Origin of the sequence: Agathobaculum sp. Marseille-P7918 (assembly GCF_900625105.1) — a bacterium.
GTDB lineage: Bacteria > Bacillota > Clostridia > Oscillospirales > Butyricicoccaceae > Agathobaculum.
The window spans coordinates 559,624-571,202 of the sequence record NZ_UYYD01000002.1; the positions used below are offsets into that span (position 1 = coordinate 559,624).

9 protein-coding genes and 1 pseudogene are annotated in these 11,579 nt (G+C 44.1%); 3 read left to right on the forward strand and 7 right to left on the reverse strand.

Going from position 1 to position 11,579, the window contains the following annotated elements:
• Nucleotides 1-2: 2 nt before the first annotated feature.
• A pseudogene (locus EJL02_RS06180) lies at nucleotides 3-586 on the reverse strand (DNA/RNA non-specific endonuclease); the annotation flags it as partial.
• 277 nt (nucleotides 587-863) lie between these two features.
• Nucleotides 864-1,124: a hypothetical protein gene (locus tag EJL02_RS06185; RefSeq protein ID WP_125115531.1), complete on the reverse strand. Its 261-nt coding sequence runs from the start codon at nucleotides 1,122-1,124 to the stop codon at nucleotides 864-866.
• 408 nt (nucleotides 1,125-1,532) lie between these two features.
• On the opposite strand from EJL02_RS06185, the gene EJL02_RS06190 reads away from it, so the two are divergent.
• The 3 genes from EJL02_RS06190 to EJL02_RS06200 all read left to right on the forward strand — a co-directional run bounded on the left by EJL02_RS06190 (nucleotide 1,533) and on the right by EJL02_RS06200 (nucleotide 3,192).
• Nucleotides 1,533-1,799 carry a hypothetical protein gene (locus tag EJL02_RS06190; protein WP_125115532.1) on the forward strand — a complete coding sequence of 89 codons (267 nt, stop codon included), beginning with the start codon at nucleotides 1,533-1,535 and terminating at the stop codon, nucleotides 1,797-1,799.
• A 211-nt stretch (nucleotides 1,800-2,010) separates the two neighbouring features.
• Entirely contained in the window at nucleotides 2,011-2,445 is a 435-nt protein-coding gene (locus EJL02_RS14620) for a hypothetical protein (RefSeq protein WP_164510313.1), read from the forward strand.
• A gap of 189 nt (nucleotides 2,446-2,634) precedes the next feature.
• Nucleotides 2,635-3,192, forward strand: a complete 558-nt coding sequence (locus tag EJL02_RS06200) for an ATP-binding protein (protein WP_125115533.1) — start codon at nucleotides 2,635-2,637, stop codon at nucleotides 3,190-3,192.
• 983 nt (nucleotides 3,193-4,175) lie between these two features.
• On the opposite strand, the gene EJL02_RS06205 is transcribed toward EJL02_RS06200, so the two are convergent.
• The 5 genes from EJL02_RS06205 to EJL02_RS06225 are packed head-to-tail and all read right to left on the reverse strand — an operon-like array spanning nucleotide 4,176 to nucleotide 11,481.
• On the reverse strand, nucleotides 4,176-4,580 hold the full coding sequence (locus EJL02_RS06205) for an SMI1/KNR4 family protein (protein WP_125115534.1): 405 nt from the start codon (nucleotides 4,578-4,580) through the stop codon (nucleotides 4,176-4,178).
• Complete coding sequence (locus EJL02_RS06210) at nucleotides 4,580-5,299, reverse strand: HNH endonuclease (RefSeq protein WP_125115535.1); 720 nt, start codon at nucleotides 5,297-5,299, stop codon at nucleotides 4,580-4,582. The genes EJL02_RS06205 and EJL02_RS06210 overlap by 1 nt, the downstream gene beginning before the upstream one ends.
• Complete coding sequence (locus EJL02_RS14430; protein WP_125115536.1) at nucleotides 5,296-8,616, reverse strand: ATP-binding protein; 3,321 nt, start codon at nucleotides 8,614-8,616, stop codon at nucleotides 5,296-5,298. The genes EJL02_RS06210 and EJL02_RS14430 overlap by 4 nt, the downstream gene beginning before the upstream one ends.
• A gap of 15 nt (nucleotides 8,617-8,631) precedes the next feature.
• Nucleotides 8,632-9,144 carry a hypothetical protein gene (locus tag EJL02_RS06220; RefSeq protein ID WP_125115537.1) on the reverse strand — a complete coding sequence of 171 codons (513 nt, stop codon included), beginning with the start codon at nucleotides 9,142-9,144 and terminating at the stop codon, nucleotides 8,632-8,634.
• Nucleotides 9,145-9,177: 33 nt separating this feature from the next.
• Nucleotides 9,178-11,481, reverse strand: a complete 2,304-nt coding sequence (locus tag EJL02_RS06225) for a dynamin family protein (protein WP_125115538.1) — start codon at nucleotides 11,479-11,481, stop codon at nucleotides 9,178-9,180.
• Nucleotides 11,482-11,579 lie beyond the last annotated feature (98 nt).

An 11,579-nucleotide genomic window follows, 5' to 3' on the forward strand; every position in this document is an offset into this window, starting at 1 on the left:
GATCAAGGCCGACACCGTTTGCACGGTACATATCCCTGCTCAATCAGGGCCTCTCGCGAACCGGAGTAATCCTCACGATTAGACGGCTTGATATCCTCCACGCTGGAGCAGCTTGGACGATGGAACTTACGCGTGTTGTGATTGAACACATAGCTTGGTTCCTCCTCGGGCGGTACTTGCTCGGTCGGCTCAGAAGGGGCTTCGTCTGCCAATACGCTTTCCCCGGTGGCATAGTCAATCTGCACGCCTAGTTGGACATTGAAAGCATAAACGCAAAAGCAAATCCCTGCACCGCTGTCCTCGACCGAATAGCCCTCCATGAGAACACCGCTCGCCAATAGGTTTTCTCCCTCGGAAATCGGCGTCGCGCGATAGAGCACATGGTTGCCGGTCTGCTGCACATAGTCCTCAACTTGATTTTCAAACGGCAGCATCCCCTCAATGTTCAGATACCGCGTACCGGTGATCAGATTGCGCTCATTCGCATTTTCAGCGGTCAGCTGGTATCCGCGATCAGGTGACAGCGATTGTACAGATATTTGCCGTCTACGCAGTCGTATTTGATCAGATGCCAGCCGCTCGGTTGTTCCGCTGACTGTGCTGGGGCTGCTGCTCTCTTGCGTGAGATCTGCTTTGCAGGCTGCTGAATTATCATGTTGAAGATATCATGCAATATATAGAAGAAAATGACGAAAAAACACGATAAAGTAATTTTTCGTCATTTAAGAAACTACAACATTTGGTTTGTTAAAGTATTAATCTCTGGAAAATGATATAATGACAGCAAAAAATCCAGCCTTTTGGCCGGATTTTTGTTATTATTGTTCGTTTGATATTTTACTCTCGCTGATGAATCAGCAATATTAATCCACTTTTCCATCGCTCGTTTTGATCACTTCCATGAGCGATGCTTTGATGGCAATCGTGAATGATGTACTCCATTGGTAACCAGACAAAAGGTAGGATCCTATTGAAAAAGCAGTAACGTGTGCCACAGACCTGGTACTTGATATACCGGACTTCTCCACTAAGTCTGGCGTCATAATGACATGGGCAATCAGCATATCGTCCACCGAATAGGGAGCAAATTCATCAAGCCACTCAATAGTTTGTAAATAAACCATTTTAGCTGTATCAAACTGAAACTCCTGATGAAGAAAAATTTATTTTAGTCTGGTATACATGAATTTTTGTTCTACGCCAAAATTAAGACAATTGGTATACAATTAACAGCCCCTAACTATGTATTAAAATAAATAACAAATATTACTATATAAACCATCTCCTTTGTGCAAATCAATAAAGGGGATGATCCCGCTTCGCAACCTCAATGTTTCCGAAGCCATGGATAGTCACTCCTCATGTTTTAACAAACATCAACTTGTCAGCAACCAATCATCAGAAGACATAAAGATGCCCGTTCTGTGCCTACATGATACAGGTCGGGTATCTTTGCGTCATTCACTATGATGAAATAGCTTGGTCTAAGAGGTGTTCCTCTTTATACCTTCCGGGAAAGAGAATATTTACAGATGAAAAAAAACACTTCTTCGACACGGCCAATTAAAGTACCGGATCATGTTATCCAACTGCTTAAAAAAATACAGAATGTTACGCTGCAAATCGCAGGCGGTATTCCATTAACCACAATCGCAGCGCGAGTAAAGCATGCCGATGTTTCTACAACGACCCGTATTTACGCACATGAAATTCGTTCTGCAAACGAAGCGGCTTCTACGTATTTGGATGATCTGCTCCATCCCATGCCGCAGCGCAATTCCTACCACCGTATCGGATAAACACCAAACAAACACCAACCTGCCGGTCAGCCAATTTGAAAACCTCTGAAAGTACAAAAAACCCGTTATTTCTTTCGAAATAACGGGTTTTTTGTGGAGCTTGCGGCCGGACTCGAACCGGCGACCTGCGCATTACGAAAATCCTATACCGCTGTTAAACGACATAATCTACACTATTTTGTGAATTTTACGCATTTTAGAACGCAATTTTATGCATTCTACAAAGCCTATAAATTTTACATCATTTGAAGTCAATCCAAATAAAGGCCAAATAAAGGCCAAAGCTGATATTAGAAACCGTGATTCGCATTTCCTCCCTCAGTCTCTTAGACAAAATGACAAAATGACAGAATACAAGAATAAAGAGCGTTTATGGTTCATCTGGCCGATCGGCAACTCAATTACTGATTCCAAAGAAACGGTCAAAGAACCCTTTGAGCTTGTCGATCACAGACTCCTTTTGGTTCGCTCCGATACCGCCACCGCCGAAACGAGAGACCGGCGACATCAGTTTATCGATATCCGTTCCAGTGGCCTTGATCTCGTTATCACAGAAAGCGTTCTTCAAGAACTTTTTAGTTCCAGCCGCTTTGAACTCTGTCTATCACTATATGTATTTCGTTGTTCCGCTTATGACACCAAATAAAAAATAAAATGATCTTTGATAAGGAGTGCAATTGTGATAAGGAATGTGCTATTATATACTTACTTTAGAAATAATATACTGGAAAACATGCAAGCAGGCGACTGACCGTTCTGCGCATCCAATATTGGTCTCAAAAAGAAATATGCTTGCTGACACATAGAATAAAGGGAGAAGGTGTGTGTCTTGCATATGAAGGATGAGACAACCTGCATGATGAGGTATCTATCCCAAGCCAAAAATGATCTCACAAGTCTGAAGAACGGTTTTCCACCGCGATCTGTCCTTTATTATGGCGCAAAAAGCATTGGCAAAATTGCTTTGCTACATCAGATTGAATTGCTTGCAGAGCAAGTGGGGATTTTGCATTGTTATCTGGATGCTGCGACGGCAACAGACTTCACAAAACAGCTTGTAACGCAGATTGCTCTATGCTTTCAAAACAGTGGTATTGCGAAAACCGAGACAAAACCAGACCACATTCCCGGCGTAGACACGGCTGATTTGACAGAGGACATGGTGCTATATGGTCAGGTAGCTGCGCAAACAAAGCAAGGGATCTGCCTTCTGATTGACGAAATGCAAGCGTTGCGGTCGGAGGATCTCAAAGGACTGACTATGGCGCTGCATCGTTGTAACCAGCTTCGCCTGCCAGTCATGCTGTTCGGTGTAGGAGAGCCTGTCCTCCTCAAGATGCTCGGCAAGACATGCTCTTATGCGGAACGACTATTTTCATTTGAAAAACTCTAAAAATACAAAAAGCCTGTTGTTTCTTTCGAAATAACAGGCTATTTGATTTTATGGAATGTAAAGTGTATGTGGACGAAATTCTGGACCTCAAATAAGACGAGAGGGAAATAATGTAAACATTTGAGGAGTGCATGAAGGAAGCAGAATTTTTTGTACGGTAAAAAACAAGATGTTCTATGGATGGCAATGGGCTGGTGTGAGCCTTGAGTGATTCATGGAATTTTTGGATAACTACATATGTTGGTACAATGAAGCACGGATTAAACGCTCTCTGACGGTATGAGCCTGTTGAAATTCAGGCGAAGTCTTGGATTGATTTAAAATCAGTCTAGGATTGTGTCTGCATCCCCTTTACAAGCAAATAGGGCAGCAAGTCCACAAGTACAAAACTTGTTAAACAGGGAGTTCCATGCGGACCATCCCCACAGCAAATGGGTAATAGATATCTCCTGCATTCACACCAAACAGGGCTACTGTACCTATCCATGATCTGAGATCTTTATGACAACGGCATCATCGCCTACAAGACTGGATCCCAAGAGACGGTGAATTTGGCTCTGGACACCATTCATCTTGAACTAAAACAGGAGAATAAGAAGGTCGCCACGGAGTTGCAGTTCCGCGGCGACCAAGGTTTGCAGTACACATCTTTAATCATACTTAAACCTGGCTCGAATATGTGGCATGATGATATCTATGTCGAGATGAGGAAACCCATATGACAACGCCAAGGCGGAAAATTGCTTTTCCATCATCAAAACAGAATGTATTTACCGGTACAAAGCGGCAAGCTTCTCGAAGCCAACAAGATGATTGAGCGCTATATCCGCTTTTACAACTACAAGTGCATCCAGTTAAAGACTAGAGAGGCGCTCTAGGCGCGACGCCTCTCCACTGAAAACTTAATATTTTCTACCAGGGTGCTTTTTGTACTGTCTGTGCAACCTGGAGCAGTTTATACTTTTAAGGAGTTTCTATTGATATTATTCAAACAGATTGATGAACATTTCCAAATTATCCGCAATACAGTAGTACTCATCCGGTTCTGCGCTCCAATAGTACACCTTTCCGTTTTCATTGTTGACGCAGTAGTAATTATCGCCGGAATCTATGCCAATTGGAATAATTCTACCTTTGGTTCTCTGCAAAAAATTCAGCAGAGGCTTTTTAATATAATAATACTGATCTTGTGCGTCCAGAGAAAGGAAGATTCTCACCTCATATTCTTCCCCCTGCACCACAATGATATTCCTAGTTGGACGCCCACCAGCATTTACGGCAAAAAAATCTTTTATATCCTTACGCACAGCAATATTGAAGTTTTTCTCTACTTCCGCCCAAATGCTTGTGTCAGCGTTTTCTTTCGGATTAACAGAAATCCGCTTCATTAAAAACGCTCTCCTTTCTGTTCCTTGGGTACGCTATCCGGCCCCCACAAAGAATTACCGCCAGTATGCGCCGCACCGCCTATACATCGATCATGGTCAATCTTTTTGACCAACTGCATCTTCCCAGGTTCTTCATTATGATGCCACACATACCCATCGGGTGTATTTCCAGATTCGATCTGTTCCAACTGACTTTGGGTAAATTTGCTTCTAAGTTCTAGATCACTATTGACAGCTTCTTTCAGTTTTGCGTTGCACTTTGTGGCATAATTCCTGGATGTATAATCTTCAGGATCTAAGTATGTATCAAAGGCACTATCAAATTCAGGAAAGACCCCCTCAATGACAATTCCTTTGATTTCAACTCGCTTCCGTTCGTAGGGAACACCGTTTTCAGAAGTCTTGCCTTCCAAATCGCAACGATCTGTCCTGTAATGAATGACGCCTTCAGCGTCAATCGTACATTTCCCGATTTGTTTATCGCCCCACCCAAGGACTTCTTGAAGCCGCTTTTTCTCATCTTCTGTGAGTTCTCTCGTAGGATTTTCCGCAGCGGAAGAATAGTTTTTGGCTGCTTCTGGATCTTTTGCTAGTGGTCTATCCAGGACTGCCTCATTGATCATTTGGGGAGAGATCTCTCTGGCTCTGTATGCCAAGGGGCAATCACTAAATCTAGTTTCTATTGAACTAATAAAAGGATTGGAAGCTATGCCCATCATACAACGGCCTTCTTGTGCTTTTTTATTGCATCTTGCCAAGCAGCATAAATGTTAATTTGGTCAGGATGATCTGTTGTAAAGGCTTTCATAAAGCATTGGCTGATGGACAGTGCGAGTTCATTGCTGGCGTTGACAGTGTGCTCCTGAATCAGTTGCATAAAGCTACGATTAAGATCATCAAAGTCTAATGCAGTTTTTATACTATTCTCTACCTTGGATTTGCAATCCAGCAATTCAACTGTCATTTTTGAAAGGTCAGAAAAATGCTCATCTTTCCATAGGCGTAAGGAACCTTCCTGTTCATACTCTCTGATCAACTGATTGACCCATATCTTGCTCTTGGTAGAAAGCGTAGCATAAGGGAGTTCCACTTGCAGTCTATCAATCGCAATCTCAGGAGGATTGGGCAACCGATCTCCCATTAAAAGTTTGAGTAACTCTGTCTTTACCCATTCATCATCGCATTTCAGGTTCAGATCTGCATCATCGGAGTTATACTCATATGGAGTTTCCTCACCGGCGTATTTGGAGATATGGCAAAGAACCGGTTCAAGCCAGTCATTCTGATAGACCACTGCAACACCTTTCGGAAGTTTTGCAATCTCATCAAGCTGATCGTCTCTCAGTGCTGCCGATTTACCTGCACTACGGCGATCAGTTTCATCGGGCAAACGCATGATAATTTTTGTATTTGTATTACGAATCGCAGAAAGATCCACGGTTCCAGGAGATTGATCCGCAATAATAAATCCTTCACCATAGGTTCGCATTTCCGCAATAGAATTAGAGAGCATTTCCACAGACTTTCCGCTCATGCTAGGGCTTTCAGGGTTCTGCTCGAAAGATGTTCGTTTAAGAATATTGTGGGCTTCCTCCAGCACTGTAACGTGCCGCAAAGGAATATTCATCCCCTCCGAAAATGACATACGGTGTTCATTGAGCCGCATAACCAGAATACCCATAATAAGCGACTTCGTTTCCAACGATCCAATTCTGCTCAGGTCAATGATAACATTGTGGTCAAATAGGATCGCATTTTCAATTTCATTGGCGGAAAAAATCTGTCCATTTAAGCCATTGGTCAGCGACTTAACTCGGGTGGCCAAAGAACCAAGGTAATTGCTTTTGACTTCTTCGGAATAGGCCGAATTCTGAATCACTTCAACCAGTTCGTTCTGAAGGTCTAGGAAAGTCGGGAACAGGTTAGGAGAATAGATATTTCTGGATGCAGCCAAATCCCAGCCGCAAACCTGATAAGCCTGAAGCAACGCATCTTTCAGCACAGCAGGCATGGCGGCATACATTGGCCAGCATACATTGAAGATCTCTACTAGCCGGTCTATGTGCTCCAAAACATGAATCTTATTGGGAAATTTGAACGGGTTGATTCTGAGGAGCTGCATATATGCCGGATTCGTTCCAAGAACCGTAACTCCAGGTTTATCCCCAAATATATTTTTGTACTCACCTTTGGCTGGTTCGACCACCATAAAATTGATACCGTGCGTATTGAGTTGACGAAGTAGCTCATAGATTGTGTTGCTCTTTCCTGATCCCGTAGAGCCGGTAACAAAGGTGTGCATTGCCAAACTGTTGATGTCCAGTTTCACATGGCTGGGGCCGTTGCTACCCATGTTAAAAATCTTTCCAAGCTTGATAGAAGCAGCGTCTGTATGACCATCCACGTAGTTGACTTCTTTTCCAAAATCAGCGTGTTCAATTACCGGGAACCCGCAGACGGACTTGCGTGGCAAGCCCATGTGTAAGGCGAGTTCATTCCCGCTGACCAGGCAACAGGGGGTAACCTCTATGACCTTATCACCAGTTTTATAGCCAAATACAGGATGGATGAAATGTGTCACGTAATCTTGGATTGCCTTTACCTTCGGAGCCTGCTCTGCAAAATTCATGTTCCAGGTGTTAATTGCGGAAACTTCAACCCCAGAATTCTCGCCTCTCATTAGCGCCTTGTATGTAGAAGCAGCAATCTCCGCAGCAGACTGGTTCGATGCGTCAGAAATAAAATAGGCAGCACACTCCCACATACCAAGGCTTTCAAACTCCCGTAGCCGCTTTAACTGGAGATCAATGCGTTCAAGAATGTCGATAATGGTTTTGTTCTCAGCATTCAGTAGAAGCGCCTCACCAGTGCCGGTAGTGATTGCCTTGGAATCCGTAACGGATTCATTTTCTCCCTCTTGCCTGGAATCAGAACCGCCCGTAGTATCGCTCTCGCCGTTGTTATAGCTTCTTCCGTAGGAGTGACTCTTAGAGTTAGTGCTTCCAACAACCTGTCCAAGCTGGTTCAAGCCCTGAGAAGCTAAGAGACCGATGCCGATACTGGCCCCTCCAGTTGGTATGGCAAGAGCAACGCCAAGGACAGAGGAAGCGATAGATAGGCTCGCCACCGCTTTACTCGCTGCACCCGGATTAGAGCGACCTTCAGTATCATTGGCAGTAACCGTTTTGCCTTTGGACACTGTATGTGAAAAACTATTGGTAATGGTTGTACTGATGGATTTGCCAACAGTGCTGGACTGTGAGATATTCATGGAGCTGTTGGAATTATAGCTGACTTGCGTTTTCGCAAAGGGAGCCAGCTGCGTATAGATATTCTCATAATTTTGCCGCAGCTCAGTCAACTGCTTCTGAGTAGTTCCGTTAGCTATGAAAATCCCCGTAAATGGTTTGCCCTGCATCGAGAACAGCAGTTTCTCCAGCCCTTGAACAAACGACTGATTATCACGAATATTGGAATCCTTGGTGTTTGCGACACATGAAACAGCGGAAATACTATGCGCCTTGATTTTATGAAGAATTATTCGCATATCATCATTCATAAGGTCTTTTTCTGGGAACTTAATGCCTGGGAATTGCCCTTTTAGGGAGTTTTTTAACGTATCACGAAGAGATAGAGTGCTACGCTCAGAATCAATAGAACGGACACCCATGTAAAAATCAGCCTTCCGGCCATCACTATCAATGATGATAAAAACGGAACAATTGAGTGTAGACAGCGCATTAAAGACACTCGCAAATTTATATGTAGAAAACTCGTCTTTCTCATAAACCATCTGGTTTATTTTGAAGAACCGAACATCTTTGGCCAGATTCGCTTTTCCAACTGCCGGATCAAGGGGAACATTGAGTTCGTCGGATAGCGGAATAACATCAAGGTCTTTAATCTTAGTCACATAGTTCTTCAGAACAATATCATCAACGACTTGCAATGCTTGAATAAGGCCGATCTGAAGTTCCTCATGACTAGGAGCAGGAGTTGCAGGTTGCTTAAAGTTGTCCAAAGCTGTATCAGCCATATTATCCAGCCTCCCTTATCTGTCCATCATAATGATAGCACCACCTGCGACAGCCACTATGACACCAGCGATAGTGAGGGATGTAGAGGAAACTGCAATTCCTGCGGCGGCAACAACAACACCGGCCCCCGCAGTAGCAACACCAACCTGCTTTTTAGGCAGAGTGCTTTTTTTCCTTCTGGTCTGCGCGTCAGTCACGAATTCCTTCTGCTGCGGTTTTTCGATCTTCTTGCCGTAAATGTGGGCACACATATTTCTCAACAGCTCAATACGTTCTTGAGAAAAATTATCGACCACCGTACTGCACTGGTTGTCCAGATACGCCTTAGTCCAAGCGGTTCTGTCATAGTTGAGTTCCTCGCCATCGTGCGGAACGATCAGATCCGGTATAACCTTCAACGCATAGGCAATGGATTCATCGAACGCACCAAAGCTGGGATCAGTAATCATGTAATTGCTGAGCATAATACGAGTGCGGAGTTTATTTCCCGCAGCGACGGCTTCCATAAACTCTTTGCTGATCGACATCTTGATTAACCTCCTATCTTATTTCCTTGTAAATTAGATTTCAAGAATCGCATTTACACGATTTTGAATATCGGTAAGCCAATTCAGGCGTTCCGTAGTCTGGCGGATAATTTCATCCTGAGCGTTTTCATCTGAAGCGCACTGCTCCAATTCAGCCAGCTTTTTCTTCAATGCCCTATCCAGTTCAGCAAATCTTTCTTTGAACTCTTTCTTAATCTTGTTGACCTGCTTTTTTGTAGCCTCATTGATGTCATCTCTATTTTGACGTAGATTTTCCTGGACAGGTGCAAAGAATGCGTCGCCGAGCCCTTTCCCATCGACAAATTCTCGATCCTCGTAAATGCTGCGCCAATGGCCCTTTTCCTGGAACCACGTCCATGGCTTGTACCACTTTTTGTTTGTGTTCTCTATCCATTCTTCACCAACCTTGACCGATTCCGTTTCAGTGGCAGAATTAATGATAGAGGCAATCCGGTTGGCGCTTTCAATTTCACCGCTCAAAATTTTAACAGGATCGATTTGAAGTTCCCCAAAATTCACATCTTTAGCAAACGATTGAAGTCGCTCTACATACGCTGCGGTCAGCTGATCACACTGCTCTTTGATAAACCGATTAACTTCATTTTCGATGTCAACGCAAACCTTGGCCTGCAAGTTTTTTGCATAGTTTGTAAACCCGGCACAAATACCCTCCGCTTCGGTTTTGGAAAGTTTGCGCTCACCAACAGCTTCTATCTGCTCACGAACTGACGCCTGTGCCTTCTCAATAATCTTGCCTGTCTTAGCAGCTACGTCTTTGCTAAAATCGAGCTTATTGATCGTCTCATTAAACGATTTTGCCGCTTTTGCATCATCGATTTTTCCCTTTATGACTTCAATATTGGCTCTGATTTCCGCTTTGCGCTCCTGGCTTTCCGCAATTTGCTTCCGTGTCCGTTCAAAAGATTTTTGGCTCTCCAACTTCTTGGCAAAGGTTTCAACAATGCCTCTGATTTTAGCCGTCTTAGCATACTTGTCAACGTACACACGGATAGCAGCTTCGATGGATTTAATCCCGGAGTGAATCAGTGCTTCTTCCTTCATGTCTCCAGACTCTCTTGCTGCGGCCAATTGCATGACAATCTGCGAATTGACACTGGGGGTGAGGGGCGCATACTCGTCTAAATGAAGATTCGTATTGAGATTGCTGATTCTCGCCATGGTAGCAAGGAACTCCGGTTTGAGATAGTTGGCGGGATCAATATTTTTAAGGTCAACATCTTTGAAATCGGAACGAATCTCCAAGGCCGTCAGTGCAGAGGCCGGATAGATGTTAGGGTTCTCAATTCCCTTATCGGCAAGGTATGTCCGTGCATTCTGGATTACACTGTTAATGTCGTCCTCTCCGGCTTTGAAGCTGTCCAATTTGTTCAGCACAAAAATATACCGATCTTTAGACTGCTTGCCCCCTACCTTCATGCTCTCCGCTACCTCCGTCAAGAGAGCATTATCATCATTGATGGCCAGTTGGGTGGCATTAAGGACATACAAAACCAGTGGCTTAGAACTTTCAGACAGCATACGGAAGGTTGCCGCTCTATGCTCATCATTTCTGGCATTGTTGGGGCCGGGAGTATCGACTAAAACTAGAGACACATCTTCGGAAGAAACAAAAGGAATGTTGCCTTGGGCTACGACTTTGGAAACCTTCGAGTCTTTGTTCAGAACTTCCATTGCGGAGAGGTTAAGCGGATCAATAAAGCTTAATTTAAGGTTGTTGGCATCATAGGCGGTGGCCACGAAATGATCACCGTCATCATCGTGCAACTCTGTAATAGTAGCCGTACAAGCCTCCTGCATAGCAGGCATTAACTTTTGCCCCAGGAGTGCGTTAATCAAAGTGGATTTGCCAGAACTCATCGTTGCAATCACATTGACGGGGAATTCCTTGCCCTTGGCAATTTCAAATGCCTTGAGCATATCAGGAGACTTCAGTTCTTCAAAAAACTGGTTCTCAGCAATCTCCTGGAAAATGGCATCAATAGCAGCCTCCTTATCCTTAACTTCCTTGGCAGGCTCATGTGTGCAGGTAATCTTTATCCCATCATTTTCAGCCGCAAGAGCTACGAATTGCAAATCCTCAAAGTCCAGGATCGTACCATGAAAGGTGATGTGGAATTCATCATCGGCACATTCGTCCCGCAGTGTAGCGGGCAGGCCCTCTACCCACTCCTGAAAGGGGCGGTTCTTATAATTGAGAGAGCTGTTGTCTTTGACCAGTTCATTGTCGATAAGGATCTTTGTAAAAGGCTTATACGGATTGTGTTCAAGTAGGGTAAGAACCCGGCGCCTTGCCATATTGCTATGGTAGGTTTCCGAGAACTCCCCTCCGAACCGGACTTACACCTCTCAGCGTATCCGGCTCTCCAGATGTCAGTCTAATTTCCCAGCGTGTA